The sequence below is a fragment of the Pseudomaricurvus alkylphenolicus genome, from assembly GCF_011683955.1.
GTDB lineage: Bacteria > Pseudomonadota > Gammaproteobacteria > Pseudomonadales > Cellvibrionaceae > Pseudomaricurvus > Pseudomaricurvus alkylphenolicus.
The window spans coordinates 12,452-37,768 of the sequence record NZ_JAAQPI010000017.1 but is presented as its reverse complement, the minus strand read 5'-3'; the positions used below and the strand labels follow the sequence as shown (position 1 = coordinate 37,768).

Sequence of the window (25,317 nt, the reverse complement as noted above, 5' to 3'; positions counted from 1 at the left end):
AGCCGGTGGCTTCTGTGCTTTTGTTGTATAGGCGGGTTTCTGGTGACTCAGAATACTGCGGCGATGGAAGCCGGTGGTCACATCAAATATCGAATCCAGCACACGCGATTTGCCGATGACAGCGTTGACGCCTTGCACTTGCAACCTCACCTCACAGACCATATCGCCAGTCTCAGAGCGTTTGTCGGCGATTCCGGTGAACACTGGGACTGGCGGCTCGATTATCAACTGCAAAGCCAACATGGCGACCACTTGCAACGCCGCGGTGAGGTCGATGACGATCAACAACGTCGGTGGGACCTGACGCATATTCTGGACGACAGCGAAGACCACCGCGCACTGCAAAAACTCGATCGCGCCTACCTCGGATACAGTGATGACCAGCGTGTAATGCGCCTCGGCCGCCAGGCCATCAGCTGGGGTAATGGCCTGGTGTACCATCCCCTGGACGTGTTTAATCCCTTTGCCCCCACCACTGTCGACAAAGAATATAAGAACGGTGACGATATGGCCTACGGGCAATATTTGCGCGAAAACGGCGACGACCTGCAGGCGGTGTGGGTATTCCAGAGTGAGTCTGTAGCACTGAAATACCACGGTTTTGCCGGCGAAAGGGAATACGACCTGTTGCTCGCCCGCCACTACAACGATGAACTGGTGGGAGCGGGGTTTACCACTCCCTTGGGGGAAGCATTGTGGCGTGGAGACATCAGCGCCACGCACGTGGAGGGCGATTGGCGCTGGAGCCTGGTGACCAATCTCGCTTACTCCTGGATTTGGCAGGGTCACAACGTCAGTGCGCTGGCGGAATATTATTACAACGGGATCGGTCAAACCGGTGAGCGCTATCAGGACTCGGATCTGTCGCCCGCGCTGGTGGAGCGTCTGCAGCGGGGGGAATTATTCACCCTCGGGCGTAACTATCTGGCGCTGTCTGCCACTATCGAGATCACCCCACTGTGGCTGCTAACACCGACACTGCTGAACAACCTCGGCGATCAATCGGCACTGCTGCAAGTCACCAGTCAACACGATCTTTCCCAAAATCTGCAACTGTTATTATCCATTAGCTTGCCTATGGGGCCGACCGGCAGCGAGTACGGCGGCTACCAAACGGCACCGCGGATGTGGCGGCAACACGAACTCACCGCCACGGCACAACTGGCCTGGTATTTTTAACGCGGCCAACACAGCGTCAGTGATTCATTCCCTGACGATACTGTTCCGGCGGCTCACCGTACACTGCCTTGAATGCACGATAAAAGTTGTTGGGCTGGGAATAACCCAACTGGTAGGCGATTTCCTGCACTGTCATGGAGCTGCTGAGCAGATAGTCCCGAGCCAGATCCATGCGCACATCCAGGCAGACCTGCCGAAAGCTGGTGCCCGCGTCCGCCAGATGCCGACGTAAGGTTCGAGCCGACAGCGACAACAGCGGCGCGGTTTTTTCCAGGCTGTAGCCACACTCCACTGGCCTTTCCAGCAGCAGGCGTTTCACCCGGCTGACGATGTCACCACTGTGTTCGTGGTCCCGCATCAAACGGCGGATTTGCAGGTCATACAGAGTTTGGGCCTGAGGGCTGCTGCCCTGCACACCGATATACAACCACTGCCTGGGAATGGCCAGAATCGCCCTGGGCTGATCAAAGCTGACCCGACAGCCCAGTAGTTGCTGATACTGGCCGTGATAGGTCGGCTTTCCGTAGTTGAGGGTGGCGTAGCTCGCACAAGCGGCCACACCTTCGGGCAACAGCGCCCGAATGTACCCCCACATGGCGATCAGCCATTCTTCCACCAGCAATTGAAAGTAATTGGAACCGGCCGCCGTTACCTGACACACCAGGCGCGCGTGTTCACTGTCGGTTTCTAGGCCAATGTGAATATAGGGAAAACTGCGCTCCAGCAGGTGGCCCGCAATCCGCAGGCCATTATCCAGAGTGGCGCTGGACATCATCGCATAGCCGACAATGCCGGAATCCTGCAGTTGCGTGCGGCTGGCCACCCTGAGGGCGATATTGGGGACCTCATTGGTATGCAGCTGGCGCAGCAGCCGCAGGTAGTCTTCCTGGGTGAGCCCCGCGTTCTCCACCCACCAGGGGCGATTAAAGCCGCACCAGTGTCCCAGGGCCTCTCGATCCACGTAGGGGCACTCTTCCTTCAGCACCTGCTCCAGGCGCCTGAGACGGGCATCCACATAGATGTGTTGACTGTCGGTAAAGTGCTGCATTTGATCCACATCAAACGTTTGGCCCAAAATGATAGCCTTAATTGGCCGAAAATACTAATCATGTGGACGAAAATGATAGCCATGTTTTAACGGTCGGGCATTAAGCTAGTCGCCACCTTAAACAAAGTTTCGATGAGTGGTATTCATGTCCAAGACCTGCATTATTATCGGTGCCAGCCACGCGGCGGCACAACTGGCCCCTTCCCTGCGTCAGGAAGGATGGGATGGCAAAATCATTGTTCTGGGTGACGAGCCCTACCTGCCCTATCATCGTCCCCCCCTTTCCAAAGCCTTCCTGGCCGGCGACACCACTCCTGAGAAGCTCCTGATCCGCAACCAGGCAATCTATGAGAAGAACGACATCGAGTTCAAACTGGGCGTTCGGGTTGAAAGTATCGACCGCTCCCACAAGACCCTGACGCTGGATAACGGCGAAGTCATGAGCTATGACAAGCTCGCCCTGTGCACGGGCTCTCGGGTGCGCACGGTATCCCTGCCGGGCGTGGAACTGGGCGGCATCCACTACCTGCGTGACATCAGTGATGTGGAGAAGATCAAAGAAGACGTAGCCGAAGGCGCTAACGCTGTGATTGTCGGTGGCGGCTATATCGGCCTGGAAACCGCAGCCTCTCTGAAAAAACAGGGCATGAACGTCACCGTGCTGGAAATGGCACCCCGGGTGCTGGCCCGCGTAACCGCTCCGGAGCTGTCTGAGTTTTACACCCGCGTCCACAGCGACGAAGGCGTCTCCATCAAAACCGGTGTGGCAGTTGCCGGCTTTGAAGGCGATGGCAAGGTACAGCGTGTCACCTGTGCCGATGGTACCCATTTTGATGCCGACCTGGTGGTGATTGGTGTCGGTATCGTGCCCAACGTTGAGCTTGCCGAAGCCGCTGGCCTGGAAGTGGAAAACGGCGTGGTGGTTGACCAGTACGCCCGCACCAATGACCCTGACATTGTCGCCGCCGGTGATGTCACCAATCACCCCAATGCCCTCTACGATATCCGCCTGCGGCTGGAATCGGTACCCAACGCCACCGATCAGGCCAAGAGTGCCGCCGCCAGTATCTGTGGCAATGAAAAGGTCTATAGCAGCCTGCCTTGGTTCTGGTCCGACCAGTACGACCTGAAATTGCAGATCGCCGGACTCAGCCAGGGCTACGACGAAGTGATTATTCGCGGCGACAAAGACGGCAGCCGCAGCTTTGTGGCCTTCTACCTGAAGGAAGGCAAGCTGATTTCAGCCGACTGTGTAAACCGTCCACAGGAGTTTATGGTGAGCAAGAAGCTGATCGCCGAGAATATCTCCGTCGATCCCGCCAAACTGGCCGACGAGAGCATTGCGCCCAAAGAACTGTTAGCCGGATAACGTTCCAAAAGATGACGGGGCGCTCACTGGCGCCCCGTCATCCAGACTCAAACCTCTCGCATTCTCAAACGATACCCTTAGACTTGAGTTCCGCCATTGCACCGTCCGGCAATCCGGCTGCTTGCAAAACTTCATCCGTATGTTCACCCAAACGCGGGCAAGGTCCGACCTCGGGCTGGTAGTTACTCAGCTTGGGCGCCGGCGCCGGCTGAGGAATACCGTTAACATTCAGGAAGGTCTTGCGGGCAACATTGTGGGGGTGTTGTTGCGCTTCAGTGAAATCCAATACCGGACCAAAACAGACGTCCGTGCCTTCCAGCAGCTCACACCATTCGTCGCGAGTCTTGCTGGCGAAAATGTCTTTCATTACGCGTTTGCCTTCGGGCCAGGATTTGATATCCCATTGGTTGGCAAACAACGGATTCTCGGCCAGATCCAGACGCTGCAGCATCTCTGCGTAGAATTGAGGCTCCAGCGCACAAACCGTCACAAACTTGCCGTCGGCACAGGTGTAGGTATCGCTCCAGGGCGCGGCACCGTCTGCCCAACCGGTCTCCAGGCGATCCTGAATCTGGCCGGTGTTGCGCATCATCATCAGTAGGGAGGAAATGTAGGCAGAACCATCGGTAATGGCGGCATCCACCACCTGGCCTTCGCCGGTTTTCTGAGCATTAATCACGGCGCAGAGAATGCCCCAGGCCAGCACCATAGTACCGCCACCGAGATCACCCACCAAAGTCAAAGGTGCGATAGGGGGCTGTTCTTTGCGGCCACCGTAGTACAACGCACCCGACACACCAATGTAATTGGGATCGTGGCCAGCGGCATGTGACAGTGGCCCGGTTTGCCCCCAGCCCGTCATACGGCCGTACACCAGACGGGCGTTGCGCTGCAGACACACCTCTGGCCCCAGGCCCAAGCGTTCCATCACCCCAGGACGAAAGCCTTCGATCAACACATCTGCCCCTTCGACCAGCTTGAGCACCAGCTCAACACCTTCGGGGCTCTTCAAATCCACCGCGATCGACTTCTTGCCGCGATTAAAGAAGGTCACCTGGCTGGCATCACCCTCACCGGTAATTTGGGCTGCGTTGGCATTGGCCACCTTACGGTCCACCAGAATCACCTCGGCGCCCATATCGGCCAGCATCATGCCGGCGCAGGGACCGGGGCCGATGCCAGCGATTTCAATCACTTTGATGCCTGCTAAAGGTCCACTCACCGCTCGTTTCCTCATCTTGATATCTGTTGAGAGTCATTCTGCGGCACTCCCACCAGGCAAACAATGACCTCAGCGGTCGGCAAAATTGTCATTAAACAACAAATCATCATACATAGTTGCAGCGACAACCACTTATGGTTGCATTAGCAACCAACCTGCCTCACTCTATATGGCAAGAAAACAAGCGAATATTGAATAAATTGAAGACATTTTAAGGAAACCTGGATTTATGACCGATTCAGATCTCAGCCGTGTACTCACCCTGGAGCGGTTCTTTCCGTACCGGCTCTCAATTCTGTCCAACACCGTCTCAGGCATAATCGCCGACACCTACAAGGACAAATTCGCCATTTCGATTACCGAGTGGCGCATCATGGCGGTATTGGGCGAGTATCCCGGTATTTCTGCTGACGAGGTTTCGTTAAAGACCCATATCGAGAAATCCATTATCAGCCGCGCAGTAAGCAAGCTACTACAACGTAAATTGATCGAGCGGGAATTCGACCCGGAAGACCGCCGGCGTTCGATGCTGCAACTGTCCCCCACCGGCAAATCTGTCTATAACGATGTGGTGCCCACCTCCTACGAATACGAGGAAAAACTGCTGTGCTGCTTTAACGATGAAGAGCGACGCCAGTTCAGCGATTTGATCGACCGGCTGCACCAGCACGCTGGCGCTCTGCAGGACGATGAGCAACACTCATAGGAAGCTCGGTTGAGCACCCTGGCAGCTTAAGCAATTGCTCCTGGGGCCGATAAACCGCCCTGATTGGCTCCGCTTTGATCCAGGTCATGCCGGCGCCATCGCCGGGAGTGCGATACCCGTTCGGCACGCGGCTATAATACAGACATTAGGCGAACATCAACTAGGGAGATTATCGTGAAAAAAATGCTGGTGAAGGACTATATGACCAAGGACGTGGTGCTGTTGACGGCGAGTGACTCCGTCGCCCGTGCCCGCAAGCTGATGGAAGAGCGCGGTGTTCGCAGTATTCCTGTTGTTGACCGCGACAAAAAGCTGGTCGGCATTGTCACCCAACGAGATATCTACGCCGCAGGCCTTTCCAGACTCAGCGATAACTATGAACGCGGAACCCGCGCGCTGGAAAGCCACCTGCCTATCAGCGAAGTCTACTGCACAGAGGTCACATCCATCGCACCAGACACCACCCTGCTAAAGGCGGCACTGCTATTGAAGGAGCTCAAGGTTGGGGCGCTGCCCGTGTTGGATAACGACGAAGTGGTGGGTATTCTGAGCAGCACCGACATGCTGGCGGTGCTGACTCTGTTGTTGACTCAGTAAGGTTATGCGAATGGGATACCCTGTTACAGGGTATCCGCTATTTCGCTTACGCCCTGTACAGACGCGTCCTTCAGTTTGGTCAGTACCTGTTCGGCATCTTTCTTCTTGCTTTCCAGCATGACCAGCGCATAGGCATAGAATTCAGCAGAATCCACAATGTTGCCTTCCTGCATCAACGCCTCAGCTTCTTTGGCGTAAGCCGACTCGGAATCCTTAAGCGCTTCGACCAGCTTGGCACCGATTTCGTCGGACACCGAGACACTGAGGCCGTTCAGGATCTCAACATCGGACGGCAGCTCAGAGAACTTATGCTCCGCCACAAACTCACCAATCTGAATACCTTCTGAGCTTTGATCGTTGTGAACAACGTCTTCGCTCACGGTGTCCGTGTAGACCACCTTGGCACTTTCTGCGGCAATCAGGCGAAAAGAAGCTGATACCAGCCCCACTTTGCGGTGGCTTTGGATATTCACCGTGACAGTTTCGGTAATTGGCGTTTTGATAAAACGCGCTGGTTCAGGACCGTTCTTGCGTTTGGACCATTTTTCGTGTTCAGGGTTAGGCGTGTCGTTATGGCCCGTGACCACACGCATGGTTTTGGAGCCGTCTTTTACCGAGCTGTCCACCTTGGCCTCAAGAATGCTGCCCTCGATAAAGTAATCGGTGGTTGCCAGACGTTGCTGAGCCGATTGCTGCTTGAGCTTTTTCTCTCTCAACAGGGTTTCCAGCTGCTCCCGTTCTACGATACGAACATCGTTGGGGATCTCGTTGAACAGGTATTTGGTGATACGAGAAGCAATGGCATTACCCAGGTTGCCCTGACCCGCCGAATGAGCGAAGGTGGAGGTGGAAATACCCTTGACCGCGACAGTCTCCACTTCTTCTCGGGCCTGACGCAGCACGCGGCGAACCTGGCGGCTTGATTTGGTTTCACGAGCTCGCTCTTCCGGAATGGGCGACAACTCTTCAACCACTTTGGCCAGTCCCAGAGCAACGCCCGGTCGTCCATCCTTACGGACCTTTTCCGCCAATTTGAGAAGAAAGTTAATAAACTCGCGCTTCTGCTTGGTTGGCGGCTCATGCTGCATTTCCATCAGACGCATAATTTCATCGGCTTGGCGGAAGCGCAGATAGGCTGTGTAGTACTCTTTGTGTTCGCTCGATTCCTCGGCCATCTGGGAAAAGAAATCCCGCATGATACCGACGGTGGATCCCAACTCCTGTTTGATCTGCTCAAAGGAGGGATCGTCAGAGGCCTTGAGGAACATCGCGTGAGCGTCGTCCGCTTTGCCCTGCTCCAGCAATCCGACAAATTGCTGGGAGAATACCGCAGCATTGATACGGTTTACCTGGTCAGCCACATCCTTATAGTCCGGGCGAATGTCCGCGGCAATCTTATAATCTTCCAGTGCGGAGGCGAAATCGCCAGACAACAGTTTCTGACCACCGCGTGAATAGAAGTATTCCACCAACTGGTCAGACAGCGTCTGCAACAGGCTTTTGTCGTCCGCGCTGCCGGTAAAATAAACGTTGTCCCTGGCCAGTGCGATAGCCTTTAGCGGCTCCTGCAACTTGATGCCGTCGAGAGTGGCGCGGTTGCGGGCCACAAAATCACGGGTGTGCTGGATCTCTCGGGCCAGCAGTTTATCCAGCTGGGCGGCGCTGCTGGGATTCCAGCGCTGCAATTTGGCTTTAATGCTGTCGATAGAAGGCAGGGCACTCAGGGCAATGGCGCCTCGCTCGGCCCGCTGTTGCTTAAGATCAGTGCTAAACCGCTTGATTTGATCGTCTGCCAGGCGACGACCGGCTTCCGTCAGCAAACTGCTCAGTTCCTGACCACCCTTACCCTGGGCGACTGTCTGGCTGATGGTCTCGTAAAGCCCCTCCAGCCTGCCGGCTGACTGTGCATTGGCGATGTCATCAAGTGTGTATTTTGGCCCTGGAGCGGCACACCCCGCCAGGCACATCACCAACACCAGTCTGCTTAGTTTTGTCATATCCCTTCGCCCCCTCCTCATTCAGGTAGAACGGTTTTCCCCAATTCATCAAGCTATTGTAATGGTTCTGTTTGAAAAATATCGGTCAATGGCACACAAAATTGACCTCAATACTGATGTTTATTGCCAGGCATCACAAAAATGTGTACTCGTTGCGCAGATCGCTCAACACCGAGTTCACATGCTGCCGCGCCGATGCTTCCAGCTCATTATTGGACAACTGCTGGTCCAGCGTGTTCACCACCTTTTGCAGACCTCTCCGCGCCTGTTTATGGCGGGGGTCGATAGCCAGGATTTTCTGGTATTTGGTGACCGCGTTTTCCTCCGTGGAATTCAGCAACACGCCCTGTTGGACCAGCCTTTCAGCGGAGGCCAGTAGAATTTTGATCTGCAAGTCCTGAATACTGGTGCGCTTGACCGGTTGAGGCTGCGGTTTAGGCTTTTCAACAACGACCAGGGCAGGCTTTGGCGCTGGCTCTGGTTCAGCCCGGGCCGGTGCCGGTGAAGCGGGCTCCGAAGTCGGAGATTCCACTTTTGTTGTAGCGGCGACCACGGGCTGATCGACACTGACGGGTTCCGGTTTAATCGATTCAGCCGGAGGTTGCGTTGGGGTGGGCTCTGGCGCTGAGCTCGTCGTTGCAGGCCTCGTGGTTTGCGTTAATGCCGGCACTGGTGGCTCGGGAGCAACCCCGGCATCCCGTGACAACCAATATCCCGCACCCGCCAACACAACAACCGCGGCCGCAGCCGCTGGTGTCCAACGCTTCCAGGCCGGCTCACCGGTACCGCTACCCGCACCGGCCAAAACGGTTTCCGCATTAGAGTCCTGCCAGGAAGATTCCAGGGCAACCACGGTTGCGCCGGCATCCAACTGGGGTTTAGGTGTGGCGACAATGGCCTGGGCAAATTCATTGGCACTTTGAAAACGATCATCCGCCTCCTTGGCCAGTACCTGATCGATCACAGACTGGTAGACATCCATCGGAGGATCGATGCGGGGCACGGGATCCGTAATATGCTGAATGGTGATGGCTATGGCCTGGTCGGCATTGAAAGGAACGCGTCCGGTAATCATTTCAAAGAAAATAATGCCCAGGCTGTAGATATCGCTGCGCAGGTCCGACGGCTTTCCCTTGGCTTGCTCTGGACTCATATAACGGGGCGTACCCATCAACGTACCCGCCTGAGTCATCTGCACATCGGTATTAGTCGCCTTGGCAATGCCAAAATCCGTGAGCACTGGCCGACCGGTTTCGCTAAACAGAATATTGTCCGGCTTCACATCCCGGTGGATATAGCCCTTGTCGTGGGCAAAATTCAAGGCATCAGCCACCTGGGTCATGATGTCGATACTTTCGTCCAGCGTCAGCCCTGCTCTCAGACGCTGCTTGAGATCACCACCGCTGTGGTACTCCATGGAAATATAGTGATGATTCTCATGCACCCCCACATCGTAAACGGCGACCACACCAGGATGATTCAGCTGAGCAACGATTCTGGCTTCGCGCAGGAAGCGCTCGGTAAAACTCGGGTCGGCGGCCAGGGAACTGGCCATGACCTTAATAGCGACATCCCGCTCTAAACTAATATGGCGTGCCAGGTAGACGGCGGCCATACCACCCTGACCGAGCTTGCGCTTGATTTCATAGCCGGGGATTTCCATGGCCAGTTAATCCTCGGTAACGAAACGTATACAGTCTTCTTGATTATTGTCGATGGGTTGCCCCAGGCTGATCAGCCCACTGCCCCACAGTGGTAATTCCTCGCGCCGCAGGTATACCTGCTTGCCATCCTGAGTCTGAATCCAAGTGCCATTGGTACTGTGATCAATCAACACGAACTTGCCGCGGCGGAACTCAATCCATACGTGCTTGCGCGAAGCACGTTTTGAGGTAACTGACAAATCGCATTGAGCCGGATCGCGGCCGATAACAAACGAGGATCGGTCTGAGTGAATCTGGGTCCGGTAGTCTCCCCACTTGAGATAAATGCTGGCAAGTCCCGCCTTGGGATTGGCTGCGCAACCTGTGGAGAGCACGGTGGCATCACCGAATTCTTCGTCAGCCCATTCGACGATGTAGAGCACAGAATCCTGAGTAAACCCCTTGATTTTGATGGTATCAAAGGGCCGGGTATGGGATTTAAGCTCCTCGGAGAGGGCGTCGATAGTTTCTTGGGTGGTGATGATCTGTTCCGCATTGGCCACCGGATTCATGCGGGCGGCGGTATTCACCGCATCCCCAAAGATATCCCCATCCTTGAGCATGGCTTGACCGTAGTGAATACCCACTTTTACTGAAAGCGTACTGGAGTCAGTTTTGGCTTTTTGATGCAGATCCCGCTGCACACTGCGCGCGCAGCGAACGGCGTTTTCCGGGTCTTCGAAGAAGCACATCACTTCATCGCCGATCGTCTTGACCACCGTACCCTGAAATTGCACTACCATTTCTGAAATTCCTGCCAGGCAGTCATCCACCATTTTCAGGGCAAGTTCATCGCCAACTCTTTTATACAAGGCGGAGCTGCCAGCGATATCTGCAAACAAGATGGCGTAATTATTCATGGCCGGCACCCCGGTCCTGTTTCATTCCTGCAATTGTTTTTTCCATTATGCACCCGCCCGCTTGATGACCATGGTCTCGTCCGCGTTTAGGGACTCTGAAGGATAACTGATCACTATTGCGCTGATGTTGTCGTGACCACCGGCGTCCTTGGCGGCCTGCACCAGGCGCTCCGAAAGATCCTGGGCAGTGTCCGGCGTATTCATCAGTTCGTAAATACGCTCATCGGAGAGTTCGCCATTGAGCCCGTCGCTGCAGAGCAACAGCTTTTGACCGGCCTTTAAATCACCGTTGACGGTATCCACCACCAGCGACTTCATTTCGGTTGACCCCAAGGACTGAGTAATGACATTGCGATTGGGGTGATTTTTGGCTTCCTCCTCGGTGACAACGCCGCTGTCCAGCAGGCGCTGTACCAGTGAATGGTCCCGGGTTAGCTGACACAAATGCTGGTCGGCAAGGTAAGCCCGACTGTCTCCCACCCAGGCGATCTGGTAGCGACTGTCTTCGAACAGCACGGCGACTATGGTCGTTCCCATAGGGCGACTGGAACCCTTACTGTGGCTGACATTCTGAATGATTTGGTGACTGTAGCGAATGCTGTCCTCAAGCGACTTGCCGAGGCGCACCTGCTCTGCGATGTGCTCGACAGCCAGCTGACTGGCGACCTCGCCGTGTTCGTGCCCGCCCATGCCGTCGGCAACCAACCACAGCCCCAGCTGCGCGTCTCCCCCACAACTGTCCTCATTCTGTGGTCGACAGTTACCTTTGTCCGTGCACTGACCCACATCGAAAAGGGGTTCCATCATGCCGTTTTTCCTGTCCTGACATCCCAATCGTTATTTCGAACCATAACCCAAGCAGGCCCTCGCTTTACAGCCCCTAAATAAGAAGCAATACAATATCAATGTTACCCAAAGACCATCCAAACCCAACCCTCTGCTCGCCAAGCCAGTGCTGGCGGGGGTTCGGGTCGCCTGCCCCACCTCTCAACTATAGGTCATTGGGTCTTTTCCTGCAGGTATCGGAGTGGCAATTGGGTCGTTTGCTTCATGGATTCCATCACAAAGCTGGAACTCACATCAAACAAATCCGCCTTGATTAACTCCTTATAAAGCCGATCATACCCTGGCATATCCGTGACCACCGCCTTGATCAGATAATCCAGATCACCACTCATGCGGTACACCTCAAGCACCTCCGGCACGCCTTCAACCACCTCCCGAAAGCGCTCGGCCCAGCGGTCGTTGTGCTGATTGGTGCGAACGGAAACATAGACGGTGAGCGGAAGATTCACCTTATCCTGATTGAGCAGAGTGACCCGCTCGCGGATGACCCCGGCCTCCTCCAGCTTTTGCATACGACGCCAGCAGGCGGACTTGGATACGCCCACCTTCTCCGCCACCTCCGCCACAGATAAACTGGCATCGGCCTGCAGCAGAGCCAGTATGGCTTTATCCTGGCGGTCCACCTTGATCTTCATATGCACTCCTTCCATGCGCCCTTTTTGGGCTCAATAGAGACGTTGTACCAAAAACGAGTATAGCAGTGAAACAATTGCCTAAAACCTCTAGAATTGCAATATCCCCTTGAAGGAGTACGGTATGTGCGGCCGCTTTAATTTACTTGCCACCCCCGGTGTGGATGAACTGCTGGAAGATCTCGGGGTCGATGCGCAGCTGGGTGATCGTGTGAACATTGCCCCCACTGAAGCGGTGGCCATGATCATCGAGCCACGACAGGATGAAGTCGGTCTGTACGGCCAGACCGGTAAACGACAGTGCCATATGGCACGCTGGTGGCTTACCCCAAGTTGGTCAAGTGGGCCGGATACCCGCTTTGCCATGTTTAACGCCCGGGCGGAAACCCTGCATACCAGCCGCGCCTATAAAGGCCCCTTCCGGCACAAACGCTGCTTGATTCCCGCCACCTCGTTTGTGGAATGGCGCCAGCAGGAAGGCGGCAAGCAGCCCATTGAGGTGTTTGCACCAAAGCAGCCGCTGGTATTTGCCGGATTATGGGACTGCTGGAACGATGAATTGCTGTCCTGCACCATCGTTACCACCGAAGCAACTCCCGCCATGCGCGACATCCACAAGCGTATGCCGGTGATGTTAGGGGGTGACGAAATGAAGCAATGGCTGAATCCCGAAGCGTCTACCGATGAGCTTAAACCCTTGCTGGCATCACACCTGCCCTACGCGTTACGGGCACGGCCGATAAACAAGCGCTATAGCAACAGCCGAGACAAAACACTGCCTGAGGCGGTTGGTGACAGCTGGGAAATTTCGGAGTAAGTGCCTGCAGGGCCCCTGCCTTTGCAGGGGCGACGATGTGGGGTGTTACAGATAATTGAGGGTACTGTTGAGGCCACTATGGTGAGGCCACATGGGATTTGGAGCGCTAGCGCTCCATATTGGAAAACTCTCGATTGAGTTCATATTGGCGGGAAGTCACATAGGCCTCCATATCTTCCACCCTTCTCATAACACCGTTCAGGCGTCGCTGGGCTTCCTGCAGGCGCCTTGAGGGGCTGGCGCTGTGCCGAAACATGTTTTTGCGACGGTAGCTGTGGCGCCGCTCATCATACTCGACGGATTCGACGGCATTGTCACTGGCTGGGGCCATCAGCATCCAGCCCGCCACATAGGCGAAGATAGCCAGGCCATTCAAAAATACAAAACCGGCGATAAAAAACAGACGCACCACCCAGGGGTCAAAATCAAAGTGATCGGCCAGACCTGCACAAACACCGGCGATCTTGCCTTCACTTTTATTGCGGTAGAGGTTCATCCCCCAGCCGTCGCGACGACGACTTTCGATATGGTGTTTTCTACACGTGCGCCTTCTTCGATGTCTTCTCATCATCAGGACTCCTTGATCGTTTCGCTATTGCCCGCCAGTACGCTTGAGAGGACTGACTTTGTCCTCACTGCGCGCTGAATGTTGCTGGCGCCAACGGGGGTGACTGTCATCCAAAATAGACTCCAGTGTTTCTATGCGCTCCGCCATACGATCCACGGTTTCCAGCATATCTTCAATCGTCTGGCGCTCCTCATCACTGAGAGCTTTACTGGAACGCTTCTTACTCTGGTAGTGCATGATGATCCAGAGCGGTGCCACAATAGTAAGAAACAGAATGGTGGGCACAAACATAAAGTTGTACATAACGGGTTCCTATAACAGGCGGTATTAAGACGATTCCTTGTCGCTCTGCGCGCTGGGAGTGTCACTACCCCCATTTCCACCACTCATTTCCGCTTTCAGGCGCGCCATTTCAGCGTCGATCTTGTCCTGATTGGCCAGCTCTTCGATCTCCGATGCCAAGTCCGGTTTAGACTCACGCCCCAGATCCATGGCCTCCAACTGACCCTCCAGATTATCGACCCGGCGCTCGAACTTTTCAAACTTCATAAATGCCTCGTCCAAGGCATCGCGGTGCATCTGACGTTTGACCTTGATGCGGTCATTCACCGTTTTCGCCCGCATCAACATCGCCTTCTGCTTGGCCTTGGCATCATTGAGCTTCTGTTGCAACTGAGCGATCTCCTCATTCAAGTGATCCAGATGCTCATCCAGGGCCGCTAACTCCTGCTGCACAGCCTCGGCTTCTTCAGTCATAATCTGCTTCTCTGCCAGTGCCGCGCGGGCCAGATCCTCACGCCCCTTGCTGATCGCCAACTTGGCCTTGGCCTCCCAGTCATCACCGTCGGCCATCACCTGCTCCAGGCGGCGCTGGGCTGTTTTGCGATCCGCAATCACCCGCGCGGAAGAACTGCGCACCTCTACCAGAGTCTCTTCCATCTCCTGAACAATCAGGCGAATCATCTTCTGCGGATCTTCCGCACTGTCCAGCATCGCGTTGATGTTGGAATTAATGATGTCAGCCATGCGTGAAAAAATACTCATCGATCAAACTCCTTGGCGGGCCTGAACCCGATCCGTTGATTAAAACAGCACCCACAAATCCAACAACTGCGGCAAAATTCCGACCGTCAACCGATCCAAAAAAACCGCCAACAGAATCAGCAACAACACCAGGGTATGAGTCATCAGCAGCGCTCCCCAACTTAATAAACGGGCAATCCAACGTCCTGTCTCCATGCTGCTATCTCCCTGAATCTCAAAACCACCGGGTTACGGAATCCCACAAGACTGTGGGTGCTTGCCAAGTACATTACAGAGATTGTGCCAACTTAGTTAAGTCATTGATTTTCATAAAATTTAGAAAAAATCTCTGATTTACCCTGAAGACTATATAGTTAAATTAACCTATAAATGGTAAATTCAACCAATCGTAAGGCTAAAATTACCAAATTATGGCAGAGCAACGCATTATCGGCAGCTCCGGCGCCTGGCTCGAAAGCCTCGATCAGGTTTCCCGGCTGGCCGCCATCAATCGACCTGTACTGGTACTGGGAGAGCGGGGCACCGGCAAAGAACTCATTGCCGAGCGCCTGCACTTCCTCTCCGGCCGCTGGGACCACCCCCTGATCAAGGTCAACTGCGCCAGCTTCAGCGACGAACTGCTGGAATCCGAACTCTTCGGCCACGAAGCGGGTGCCTTCACCGGCGCCAACCGCACCCACATTGGCCGCTTCGAACGGGCACAGGGCGGCACCTTGTTGCTGGACGAACTCGCCACCATGAACTTGCGAGTCCAAGAAAAAATCCTGCGTGTGATTGAATACGGAGAATTCGAAAGACTCGGCGGTCGCCAGACACTCACCACCGACGTTCGCATCGTCGGCGCCACTAACGGAGACCTCAAAGCGCTCGCCAAACAAGAAAAATTTCGCGAAGACCTGCTCGACCGACTCGCCTTCGACGTCATTCGACTGCCCCCACTGCGACAACGCCTGGGTGACATCACCGAACTGGCCGACCACTTCGCCGTGCGTATCAGCCACGAACTGGGCTGGCCCCTCTTCCCGGGTTTTAGTGACCACGCCCTACAAACCCTCGAAACCCACACCTGGCCCGGCAACGTGCGTGAGCTCAAAAACGCCGTCGAACGCTCCGTGTATCGTTGGGATAATCCTCATGATCCCATTGATATAATTGTGGTTGATCCGTTTGGGCCGGACACTACAGTCGAAACAGAAAAGCAACCCAAGGCCGCATCAGAACCCAAAGATCAAACAGAAAAAACCACAAAAGAAAAAACGCAGGAAACGTTCCAGGAAGCAGTAGAAAACTATCAGCGCCAACTACTAACCAAGGCACTGGAAGACAATCAATTTCACCAGGGAAATACAGCTAAGTCGCTAGGCTTAAGCTATGACCAATTACGCGGGCTTTACAGAAAGTTTAAGCTTAGCGCCTAAAGAAACCAAAAAGATCGAACATCAGAAACAGGCATGCCTCGATGGCATCGTCCGTGTGTTGTTCATACGTAGGGCGGATTAGGCGAAGCCGTAATCCGCCGGCTCCACTGATGTTCGTTGGCGCTGCCCGGTTTTTAACATCCTGGGATGTTGTTGCAACAGGCGTTTTATAAATGGCCGCCGCCAATTTAAACCTTCAGCGGATCGTCAGGTTACGCACCGCGTAGCGGCGCTAACCTGACCTACATTCGTGCGGTCGTTGCAGACATTATCGAACGAGCGTTTGTGGCACATATCCACCAGGTTGGCTCCAAAGCTATCCAACTAGGAGACAGCTCCGACTACTCATCAATCTCCTCAAGCTTAAAATCATCCTCAGCATCATCACCCCCACCCTCAAACTGCTGAATCAACTGCATATAAGACTGTTCCAATTGCTCACACTCCTGCCGCGCTTTCTGCAATTCGCGAGCAATCTCCTCAGACTCCTCCACCTTATCCAGCAACTCCAGATACTGCTCCTCAATAAACTGCTTCTCCCGGAGCGCCCTCTGCAAGGTATCCTTCAACTCCTCAAGCTGCACATTATCCATCTCAAATGGCGGCTGCTTGCGCACCTCTTCCAGCTTCCGGCGCGTCTCATCCGCCATTGATTGGACCTCAGCCAACTTCCGTTCAAGCTCCTTCACCAAGGCGTCACTGGCCTTATTCTTGGCGATATAATCCGCCAGTGTCGCCCTCAGCTTGGCATTCTCCTGCTGCACCCGCTTTAGCTGATCCGCCGCCATCTGATTCGCTTTCACCTGCAACTTCAGATCGCGTTTCTCTGCCTCCAACTGTTCAAAACCCAAATCCCGCTGTGCCAACCGCGAAGACAACTCCTGCACCTGCTCCCGATAATGCTGAACCTCAGCAACATTCACACCAGTGCCACCGCCCTGACCTGCACCCAATGGCGGCGTACCAGCCTCCGCGCCCATCGTCGCAACCACCGACGCCTGCGCAGAAGCCGACGCCTCCACACTGAACTGCAACTTCTCCAACATCACCTTCAGCTCGGCAAACCCCTTCAGCGAACGATCCAACGCCGCACTCTTATGCCGATTCTCCCGCTTTAAACCGCGCACCACATACAGGAAAAAACCCCAGGAGGCCAACAACAACAGCGCCAGATTAAAAGCTATGACTATCAGGACCGTATTACTCATCGTCAGTGCTCAACCATCACCTAATGCAATAATAGACCACACCACTCATCAAACCCGAGACTTGAGAAAATCCACCAAAGCAGGCTCCAACTGCTGCAGCTCTCCCCTTAGCCCCATCTCCCGGTCACCATCAGCCGCCAGACGCGCCTTCACCAGACGATGACAGACACCAAATAACTGAGCCGCCCGATCCTCCCGCAATGGCAGTTTCTCAGGCAGAGACTGAGCAAGCCCTGGCTCCGCCAGCAACAACCAGGCAGGAAAAACCCCGATTTCGAGCGGCTCATCCAGCTCCAGCGTGTCCTCCAGATCCAGAAACCGGTGCCACAGATCACTCACATTGCGATCCCCCTGCCCGCCCTCGTTGAGACTCTCCTCAGCTACCTGTGGATGCAGCCAGCACAGATAACACCAGGCCGTAATGGCTTCGATACGTTGCTGGCGACGCAAACCGCTTTCCGCCAGACGCAGGCACAACACCGGTTGCTGCTGCCACAGCGGCGATTGGTTCACTGCATGACTGACCCCCGGCCAATCCTCCGCTCGAGCCAATACATAACTGCTGTGATGCTGCGGCTGCTCAGGATCAAATGCCACCCCCTCCAACGCCTTGGCCAGATAGCGCCAAAGTGGAATCAGATACTCCCGATACTGCGCACTCAACAAACGTTTGGCATGGCCACTTAACTCCTGAACGCTCGACAATTCAGCCTGGGTGTCGCCACAGGGCCCCTGAGAACGCCCCAGTGCAGACACCATCTGGTCAAACATTGCCAGGTCGGCATGATTGGGAGATTGCTGGTATAAATTGTCCAGTGCGCGTTCGGCATCAGCCAATGAACGGCTCACCAGCGCAGCGACGATATCATTAACCAGCACCACCACCGGATTATCAAAAAACATATCCATCTGTGGCTCGTTTTGTACACTGACAAATCGCAGGCTCAGCAGGTGGTGCATTTCATCGTCGGCACTCAGCCGGAGCTTGGAACCGGTATTGTCCCAGCAGGTAAACTCCTGCTCATCCTCCACCAGTCCGATTTGCTTGGCATAAGCGACAGCAGCATCCAATTGCTGACGAATGCGCTTGGGACTTCCCAGCAGCGTTTCATCCAGATAGGGCTGATTGCCCTGGCGCCATTGCTCATAGTCGATATAGGTCAAGCGGCCACTGCTTAGCAGTAAATCCAGCGGCGTAAAGGCACCCTGCTCCATCAGTTGCCCGTCGATTTGTGTCTGTAGTTGGTTATCGATAGATTCAGTCATGGCTTTGTGTATTGTCTGTTGGAGTTTCGTCAATGGGCTGCAGCAGGATATTCAGATCGTCCTGAGTTAATTGCGTGGGCGAACCCGCCTTGGCGCTATAGAGCCCATCGGCCAACTCGCGCTTGCGATGCTGCAATTGCAGAATTTTTTCTTCCACCGTGCCTTCAGTAATCAGCTTATAAACGAATACCGGTTTGTCCTGGCCGATGCGATAGGCGCGATCCGTCGCCTGATTTTCCGCTGCGGGATTCCACCAGGGATCGTAATGAATCACTGTGTCCGCCGCCGTCAGATTCAGGCCGGTTCCACCCGCTTTCAGGCTGATAAGAAACACCGGAATGTCGCCGCTTTGGAATTTTTCTACCATCTCCGCGCGATTCTGACTTTGCCCGGTTAGCTTAAGACAGGGTATTTCCAGTGCCTGCACGGCCTGTTCAATCAATGCCAGCATGGAGGTAAACTGCGAAAACACCAATATGCGACGCCCCTCTTCCACCAGCTCCGGCAGCATTTGCATCAGGGCATCAAACTTGGCGGATTCCTCAACCTCTCTGGCCGCATCCAAATCCAGCAGCCGTGGATCGCAACAGGCCTGTCGCAACTTTAACAGCGCATCAAGCACAGCGATGTGGCTGCGCGCAAAGCCCTGATCCTCGACTGCCTTGCGAATTTGCTTGTGCATGGTCAGGCGTATACTGTCGTAAAGATCTCGTTGTTTTTGCTCCAGTGGTATGGACCGCACAATTTCCGTTTTGGGAGGCAAGTCGGATGCCACCAGCGATTTGGTTCGACGCAATATAAAAGGCGCGATGCGCTGAGATAATTGCAACGCGCGCTCTTCATTGCCATCGCGCTCGATCGGCTGACGGTATTGTTGTAAGAAGTGACGTTCCTTGCCCAACAACCCCGGTTGCAGAAAGTCAAACAACGACCAAAGATCCGTTAGATGATTCTCCATCGGCGTACCCGTCAGGCAGAGCCGATGCTGGGCATCGATTTGGCGCACAATTTGTGACGCTTTTGCGCGCGGATTCTTGATCGTCTGTGCCTCATCCAGAATCAGAAACTCATACTCTTGCTGCAGCAGTTGTTCCGCATCAAAGTGCAACAGCGCATAGGTCGTGAGCACAATATCGGCGGTGGGAATATCGATAAAGCTGGCTTTGCGTTTGGCACCGTGCAGCGTAAGCACCTTTAGGTCTGGAGCAAACTTACGTGCCTCTTGGCGCCAATTGCCCATCAGACTGGTGGGCGCCACAATCAGACAGGGTTGCGCCAGACGCCCTGCGGCTTTTTCTGTAGCCAAATGCGCCAGGGTTTGCACTGTTTTGCCCAACCCCATATCGTCAGCAAGAATCCCGCCGGCATGAAACTCCCGCAGAAATTGCAACCAGCCCAACCCTTCCTGCTGATAGGGCCTGAGTTCCGCTTTAAAGTCAGGCGGCGGCAGCATGGGCTCAATACCCTCAAAAACAGCCAGACGATGCGCCAATGCCTCCAGTGCATCATCGGCCGACCATTGCAGCTCATCCTCTTCAAATACCTGGCCAAGCTTCGCCAGCAATGCGGTTTGCTCAGCGGGAAGACTCAACTCTTCGCTTTCCTGATCGTACAATTCCACCAGGGTATGCAGAATGTTTTGCACACGCTGCAGGGGAATTGGCAGGTATCGGCCGTCACCCAAAAACAGCATCAATTGCTCATTAACTTGCTGTTCACTGGCCTGTTGCGCTTCCAGGTTTTGTTGGGAGCGACCCTCACGGGAGGCGCTGAATGAAAAATGCCGAAACTGTTCAATCAGCAAAGGCAATATATTAACGGGCTCGCCATCAACAATGACGCCCAGCTCCAGATTAAACCAATCCTGATGATCTTCGCTGCCCTGAGCCAGGGGTTTTGACATCAGATTGCCGTACCAATCTCTGGCCTCGGCCATTTTGTAGGGAAAACTGTCATCAATGTCGATTTGCCAACCGGCCCGTTGCAATGACTCCTGCCCCAACATCACAAACGTCAGCCAGGCCCTCTGCCCCGGCAGACTTAATCCACGGGGATTGACCTGAAAGTCCTTGAGCTGGTCACGCCAAGTCTTCTCGGCCTCCAAATCCCGTGCTACCTGGTGAATCTGTTGATCCTCTCCCACAAATCGGACCCAATTCTGTGTGGCGGGCAACTGGTCGGTGTCGATGACATAACCGTTGTAGCACCAGTCAAGATTTGCCACCGCCTTTACGTCTTCATCTGCAGAATGTCGGTAGCCATGCAGACGCAACACCGGACTCAACGATTTCCGCTCAGTCAGGGTCGGCTCTAGCGGCAGCGGTTTCGGTAATGGGCCCGCGGGCAAACCAACCGCCTGCTCAGGAGTAATTGGTTCACGAGTGGCCAGAGCCAACAGTGAATCCGACAAGGACTCAGCGACACAACAGTGACCTGAGCCAGTATCAACCAATAATGGTGGCACCAGATTGGCAATGACTGATCGCGAATCATCCAATGCCAGCTGCTGAGAGCCATCGGCCAGGAGCTGCCAGAGGGGATCTCGAGGATCTCTTGCTTCCATCACCGACGCGGGCAGCTCGCGGCCTTCGGCAGACTGCAATTGCGTACGCCCCGTCGCCAGGCAGCTGTTTAACAGCTCAAATCCTGTCGTCCCGGTCAGCTCCAACGGCTGGCGTGCCCCTTCCGCCATCAAACGACGAAGGATCGTCCGGTCAATGTCCTGAACATAACGAGGATAGTGGCCACCGCGAATGGTATTGAATTCAAAAGCGCTGCGCTGTCCTGAGGGCTGCTGTACCCAAACCTGCAGACTGGCGGTCGCCTCACGGGCAATGGCACTCCGAGTGAGTGAACTGAGCTTGAATGAGTACAGCAGGATCTGTTGCGCGCCCATCGCTGAAGAGGTCTGGGAGGGAGAGGTTCGAACAGACGGCGACGCCGCCGTGGATATTGTCGGTTCCGGTGCTGCCGCTGATCCCGGTGGAGCTTGTCTGGCCAGCAAAACCGCCGCAACATGGGCGCAATTTTCACCCACATCGCAGCTGCACTCGCCATCAATCTCGCCATCCGAGAGCTGAATATACACCCGTTGACGGCCCTGATCCTCGACCACCCCCGTAATTACAGCACCAGGCTGAGGCTCACGGGTTTCCAGTACCTGCCCGGCATCGACCAGCGCCTGACCGGAACAAGCGACATCCGCGCCAAGCAGTGCAGCAATGTCCAGCCCACTCACAGGGCAGATTCCCCGGAATTCGCCGGGAACACAAGAAGGCCAAAATAAGTCATTGATAATTAGCAGGTTTTAGCAGCGAAACGACGCGCTAGTGTACTACAAGGAAGACTAAAATTTGAATTTAACGCCCATCACCGGACCATGGGTGACGGCATCGTACTGGTAGCGCTCTTCTTTGTTGGAGCTCTCCTTCTCATACTCTACCCAGGTGCCTTTATAGAGCAGGTCGAGAGAAAGCTTTTCATTAAGCTGGTACTGGATACCTGTGGAGAAGCTGGAGGTCATTTCGGCATCCAGGCCAAAGCCACCCAGATCACCACGCAGCAGGAAATGCCAATCCTGGCCAATGGGTTTGATCCAGCGAGCGCCAACATAGAGGTCCAGCCACTCCTCACTGACATCGGACTCGATACTGCCATCCTCAGAGGTCTTTTCCAGTTCCAGACTGCTGTCCCACCAACGGATGCCGCCGAGATAGTCGAGCGTACTGTTGCCGATCATGGTACGGAACATTACATCCGCCTGGAGCACTCCTTGACGCAGTTTGACATCACGAACACCCTCAGCGGAGCTGGATACGCCATTATTCAGATCCATAAAGCCATAATCCAGCGCCACACCCCAGCCACTTTCATGAATCGCCTCGGCGTGCAACATACCACCGGATTTTAGTGCTTCGAGTATGTCGGTGGACTCCGAGGTCAAATCATCGCCATCCACGTGGCCCACTCCGGCATCTCCCTCCAGGGACGTATTCATGACGTAGGGTTGGATTTCAAAGGTCCATTCCTGGACTTGAGCCAGCGACGGGCTTGAACCAATCAGGCAGGACAGTGCCAACGCAGGCAGCGCCAGCAGGTGGGTAGATTGTTTTCCGTGATGTTCCTGACTCATTGTTATTGTTCGGTCATCTTATCCGAGATGGTCAAAAAGCGCACAACCCATCATAACCGGTATTCCCACCGGTGTCGCCCTCCGCAATCAGTATAGCCGTTAATCCGTCGCTTACACCGTTATCAAGTGCCAACTGCATCACAAAAGAGAATTTCATATTGTGACTCTGACAATGGGTGGGGATTTCCCTCCGCAGAAGGATCTCGATAGGCCATGGCCCCAATTCGTTCAGCTTGCGAAGTATCAATCCCAATATCGGCCAGAGTATTGGGAATATTCAGCTCTGCGCGCAGCTGCAGCACCCAGTCATAAAACCCATCAAAACCTGTTAAACCAAGATAAGCCGCCAGCGCATTGATTCGATCCTCAATTACACTGCGATTGGTCTGCAGCACGTAGGGCATCAGAATTGCATTGAGCAGGCCGTGATGGGCGTTGTAGAGTGCCCCCAGTGAGTGGGCCAGAGCGTGCATGCCCCCCAGCCCCTTCTGAAAAGCGGTAGCCCCCATGCTCGACGCCACCAACATATGAGCTCGCGCCTCCAGATCCCCGCCATTATGGTAGGCAGTGGGAAGCCAGTTTTTTACCAGCCGGATACCCTCAACTGCGATACCCGCTGCCATAGGATGATAGGCGGGCGCGCAGAATGCCTCCAGGTTATGAGACAGGGCATCCATCCCCGTAGCTGCCGTTAATGGCGGCGGCAAATTAACCGTTAACTCTGGATCGAGAATGACCATTGTCGGTAACATCTTGGGATGAAAGATGATCTTTTTGAGCTGCGCTTCGGTATCCGTGATCACAGCGGCACGCCCGACCTCAGAGCCGGTACCCGCCGTGGTTGGCACTGCGATTACCTTGGCGACGGCGTCAGCATTGACGCGGGTCCAATTGTCATCCCGGTCTTCAAAGTCCCACAGCGGGCGGTTCTGACCCGCCATCAGGGCCACCGCCTTGCCCGCATCCAGGGCCGAGCCCCCACCCAAGGCAATAACGCCATCATGCTGTCCCAGGCGATAAGCCTCGACACCGGCCGCGACATTTTCTCCAGTGGGGTTACCCTGTACCTCCGTAAACAAACCAGAAGCCAGGCCGGCGCCGCGCAAGGCCTGTTCTATCTTGCTGACCATAGGCAAAGCCGCCAATCCCGGGTCTGTTACCAGCAGCGGAGATGTTACTCCCAGATTACGGCAGTGTTGCGCCAGCTCTTGTACGCGCCCCGCTCCCAGTCGAATATCAGTGGGGTAATTCCAATTGGTGTGATGTTTTGTCATGGCCCCTTCTCTAGATAATTTCAAAATAGCGCTGCAGCTCCCAGTCCGTAATATGCTTGCGGAACTCCCGCTCCTCCCACTCGCGACTGGCGGCGTAGTGATCCACGAACGCACGGCCAAACAGTTGCTCCGCCGCTGCCGATCGGCGCAGTATCCCAGCTGCCTGCCCCAACGATTGTGGCAATGCCAATTGCTCCGCATGCCTTTGTTCATAAGCGTTGCCACGCACCATGGGTTCGGGCTCCAGCTTGTTTTCAATCCCGTAGAGGCCCGCACCCAATGCCGCCGCGAGTGCAATATAGGGATTGGCATCCGCTGATCCCAAACGGAATTCCACCCGCTGGGATTTTTCAGATCCGGAGATGACCCGCAGTGCCGTGGTGCGATTTTCGTTGCCCCAGGTGGCATCCGTAGGCGCCCAAAACCCCGGCACCAACCGAGAATAGGCATTCACCGTTTGCGCAAGCATGGCACTTAGCTCCGGCATCAGTGCCTGCTGCCCGGCGACAAAATGCCTTTGCATTGGGCTCATATTCATATCAGCGTCTGCATCAAAGAATGCCGAGCGGCCATCATCCAGATGATTGAGCGACATATGAATATGCCCGGACTGCCCCGGATAATCGTTGCACCACTTGGCCATAAAGGTCGCCATCATCTCGTGCCGCTGCGCCCAGACTTTGGTAAAGGTTTTAAACAGCGCCGCACGGTCGGCCGCCTCACCCGCGCTTGTGACGGATATGGCAGCCTCCAGTACACCGGGCCCGGTTTCTGTATGCAACCCCTCCAACGGGAAATCCATTTGCTCGCAGGTTTGAAGCAGGTCGTGGTACAACTCGGCATGGACGGTGTTGCGCAGCATGGAATAGCCGAAAAAACCGGGGGTCAGGGGCTCCAGATTGCGGTAACCCTTGGCACGTACGGAATGGGGTGTTTCGTTAAAGAGAAAAAACTCATATTCAAACGCTGCCCTGGCCTCCAGGCCCAGCCCCTGCGCACGCTGCAGTATGCGTGCTAGAAGATTGCGCGGACAGATCTCAGCGGCTTTATCATCAAACTCGCACAGAAACAGCAGCATACCCGGCTCGAAGGTCAGGTCGCGGCAGGTTTGCGGCAGGATTCTGACCGGTGCGTCCGGATATCCTGTATGCCAGCCGGTATAATTGACATCGACGTTTTCGTAGAGCTGATCATTGCTGTCCCAGCCCAACACCACATCGCAGAATGCGAAACCCTTTTCCAGTGAACTGAGGAATTTGTCGCGGCTCATGTATTTGCCGCGCAATATACCATCGTTGTCGAAAAGACCGACCTTAATGTGGTGAAGCCCCCGATGTTCAACAATCTGACGGGCATCAGCAACGGTTTTGACTTGGCGGGGATCCAGCATGACGACACTTCCTCCTGTTCACTCCCTTGAGGATAGAACAG

Annotated in this window: 23 protein-coding genes; 6 read left to right on the top strand and 17 right to left on the bottom strand. The window is 54.9% G+C overall.

Annotated features, from left to right (window positions below):
- The first annotated feature begins 42 nt into the window (after positions 1 to 42).
- Positions 43 to 1,179, top strand: a complete 1,137-nt coding sequence (locus HBA55_RS30260; RefSeq protein ID WP_166999242.1) for a hypothetical protein — start codon at positions 43 to 45, stop codon at positions 1,177 to 1,179.
- Positions 1,180 to 1,195: 16 nt separating this feature from the next.
- On the opposite strand, the gene HBA55_RS30255 is transcribed toward HBA55_RS30260, so the two are convergent.
- On the bottom strand, positions 1,196 to 2,254 hold the full coding sequence (locus HBA55_RS30255; protein ID WP_166999240.1) for an AraC family transcriptional regulator: 1,059 nt from the start codon (positions 2,252 to 2,254) through the stop codon (positions 1,196 to 1,198).
- A 118-nt stretch (positions 2,255 to 2,372) separates the two neighbouring features.
- On the opposite strand from HBA55_RS30255, the gene HBA55_RS30250 reads away from it, so the two are divergent.
- Positions 2,373 to 3,596: an NAD(P)/FAD-dependent oxidoreductase gene (locus HBA55_RS30250; protein WP_166999238.1), complete on the top strand. Its 1,224-nt coding sequence runs from the start codon at positions 2,373 to 2,375 to the stop codon at positions 3,594 to 3,596.
- Between the two features lie 64 nt (positions 3,597 to 3,660).
- Here HBA55_RS30250 and HBA55_RS30245 read toward each other — a convergent pair whose 3' ends face one another.
- Positions 3,661 to 4,818: a CaiB/BaiF CoA transferase family protein gene (locus HBA55_RS30245; protein ID WP_338109487.1), complete on the bottom strand. Its 1,158-nt coding sequence runs from the start codon at positions 4,816 to 4,818 to the stop codon at positions 3,661 to 3,663.
- A gap of 229 nt (positions 4,819 to 5,047) precedes the next feature.
- Here HBA55_RS30245 and HBA55_RS30240 point away from each other — a divergent pair, with 229 nt between their 5' ends.
- Together HBA55_RS30240 and HBA55_RS30235 are read left to right on the top strand one after the other, a co-directional pair.
- A complete protein-coding gene (locus HBA55_RS30240) occupies positions 5,048 to 5,524 on the top strand; it encodes a MarR family winged helix-turn-helix transcriptional regulator (protein WP_166999235.1) in 477 nt (158 codons plus the stop codon).
- 183 nt (positions 5,525 to 5,707) lie between these two features.
- On the top strand, positions 5,708 to 6,121 hold the full coding sequence (locus HBA55_RS30235; RefSeq protein WP_240946376.1) for a CBS domain-containing protein: 414 nt from the start codon (positions 5,708 to 5,710) through the stop codon (positions 6,119 to 6,121).
- Between the two features lie 23 nt (positions 6,122 to 6,144).
- On the opposite strand, the gene HBA55_RS30230 is transcribed toward HBA55_RS30235, so the two are convergent.
- From HBA55_RS30230 to HBA55_RS30210, 5 genes are all read right to left on the bottom strand, one after another.
- Positions 6,145 to 8,118: a CsgG/HfaB family protein gene (locus HBA55_RS30230; protein ID WP_166999230.1), complete on the bottom strand. Its 1,974-nt coding sequence runs from the start codon at positions 8,116 to 8,118 to the stop codon at positions 6,145 to 6,147.
- Positions 8,119 to 8,251: 133 nt separating this feature from the next.
- Positions 8,252 to 9,781, bottom strand: a complete 1,530-nt coding sequence (locus HBA55_RS30225; RefSeq protein ID WP_166999228.1) for a serine/threonine-protein kinase — start codon at positions 9,779 to 9,781, stop codon at positions 8,252 to 8,254.
- Positions 9,782 to 9,787: 6 nt separating this feature from the next.
- Positions 9,788 to 10,681 (bottom strand): adenylate/guanylate cyclase domain-containing protein, encoded by an 894-nt coding sequence (locus HBA55_RS30220; RefSeq protein WP_166999226.1) that lies wholly within the window; start codon positions 10,679 to 10,681, stop codon positions 9,788 to 9,790.
- Between the two features lie 45 nt (positions 10,682 to 10,726).
- Positions 10,727 to 11,488, bottom strand: a complete 762-nt coding sequence (locus HBA55_RS30215; protein WP_206020046.1) for a PP2C family protein-serine/threonine phosphatase — start codon at positions 11,486 to 11,488, stop codon at positions 10,727 to 10,729.
- Positions 11,489 to 11,679: 191 nt separating this feature from the next.
- On the bottom strand, positions 11,680 to 12,162 hold the full coding sequence (locus HBA55_RS30210; RefSeq protein ID WP_166999224.1) for an Lrp/AsnC family transcriptional regulator: 483 nt from the start codon (positions 12,160 to 12,162) through the stop codon (positions 11,680 to 11,682).
- Positions 12,163 to 12,283: 121 nt separating this feature from the next.
- On the opposite strand from HBA55_RS30210, the gene HBA55_RS30205 reads away from it, so the two are divergent.
- Entirely contained in the window at positions 12,284 to 12,976 is a 693-nt protein-coding gene (locus HBA55_RS30205) for an SOS response-associated peptidase (protein WP_166999222.1), read from the top strand.
- Between the two features lie 106 nt (positions 12,977 to 13,082).
- Here the strand turns inward: HBA55_RS30205 and pspC are convergent, their stop codons facing one another.
- The 4 genes from pspC to HBA55_RS30185 are packed head-to-tail and all read right to left on the bottom strand — an operon-like array spanning position 13,083 to position 14,783.
- Entirely contained in the window at positions 13,083 to 13,547 is a 465-nt protein-coding gene (pspC, locus tag HBA55_RS30200) for an envelope stress response membrane protein PspC (RefSeq protein ID WP_166999220.1), read from the bottom strand.
- A gap of 21 nt (positions 13,548 to 13,568) precedes the next feature.
- Positions 13,569 to 13,847 carry an envelope stress response membrane protein PspB gene (pspB, locus tag HBA55_RS30195; RefSeq protein ID WP_166999218.1) on the bottom strand — a complete coding sequence of 93 codons (279 nt, stop codon included), beginning with the start codon at positions 13,845 to 13,847 and terminating at the stop codon, positions 13,569 to 13,571.
- 24 nt (positions 13,848 to 13,871) lie between these two features.
- Positions 13,872 to 14,588, bottom strand: a complete 717-nt coding sequence (gene pspA, locus HBA55_RS30190) for a phage shock protein PspA (protein ID WP_166999216.1) — start codon at positions 14,586 to 14,588, stop codon at positions 13,872 to 13,874.
- Between the two features lie 39 nt (positions 14,589 to 14,627).
- A complete protein-coding gene (locus HBA55_RS30185; protein WP_166999214.1) occupies positions 14,628 to 14,783 on the bottom strand; it encodes a hypothetical protein in 156 nt (51 codons plus the stop codon).
- A 215-nt stretch (positions 14,784 to 14,998) separates the two neighbouring features.
- On the opposite strand from HBA55_RS30185, the gene pspF reads away from it, so the two are divergent.
- Positions 14,999 to 16,006 carry a phage shock protein operon transcriptional activator gene (gene pspF, locus HBA55_RS30180; RefSeq protein ID WP_166999213.1) on the top strand — a complete coding sequence of 336 codons (1,008 nt, stop codon included), beginning with the start codon at positions 14,999 to 15,001 and terminating at the stop codon, positions 16,004 to 16,006.
- A 341-nt stretch (positions 16,007 to 16,347) separates the two neighbouring features.
- On the opposite strand, the gene HBA55_RS30175 is transcribed toward pspF, so the two are convergent.
- The 6 genes from HBA55_RS30175 to HBA55_RS30150 form a co-directional block, all read right to left on the bottom strand.
- Positions 16,348 to 17,214, bottom strand: a complete 867-nt coding sequence (locus tag HBA55_RS30175) for a hypothetical protein (RefSeq protein WP_166999211.1) — start codon at positions 17,212 to 17,214, stop codon at positions 16,348 to 16,350.
- A gap of 48 nt (positions 17,215 to 17,262) precedes the next feature.
- On the bottom strand, positions 17,263 to 18,480 hold the full coding sequence (locus HBA55_RS30170; protein ID WP_166999209.1) for a hypothetical protein: 1,218 nt from the start codon (positions 18,478 to 18,480) through the stop codon (positions 17,263 to 17,265).
- Positions 18,473 to 21,718, bottom strand: coding sequence for an SNF2-related protein (locus HBA55_RS30165; RefSeq protein WP_166999207.1), 3,246 nt, complete (start codon positions 21,716 to 21,718; stop codon positions 18,473 to 18,475). The genes HBA55_RS30170 and HBA55_RS30165 overlap by 8 nt, the downstream gene beginning before the upstream one ends.
- A 108-nt stretch (positions 21,719 to 21,826) precedes the next feature.
- On the bottom strand, positions 21,827 to 22,612 hold the full coding sequence (locus tag HBA55_RS30160) for a hypothetical protein (RefSeq protein ID WP_166999205.1): 786 nt from the start codon (positions 22,610 to 22,612) through the stop codon (positions 21,827 to 21,829).
- A 122-nt stretch (positions 22,613 to 22,734) separates the two neighbouring features.
- Positions 22,735 to 23,886, bottom strand: a complete 1,152-nt coding sequence (locus HBA55_RS30155; protein WP_166999203.1) for an iron-containing alcohol dehydrogenase — start codon at positions 23,884 to 23,886, stop codon at positions 22,735 to 22,737.
- Positions 23,887 to 23,896: 10 nt separating this feature from the next.
- The gene (locus tag HBA55_RS30150; protein ID WP_166999201.1) at positions 23,897 to 25,276 is read right to left on the bottom strand and encodes a glutamine synthetase family protein; all 1,380 of its coding nucleotides are present in this window, start codon (positions 25,274 to 25,276) and stop codon (positions 23,897 to 23,899) included.
- Positions 25,277 to 25,317: the final 41 nt, after the last annotated feature.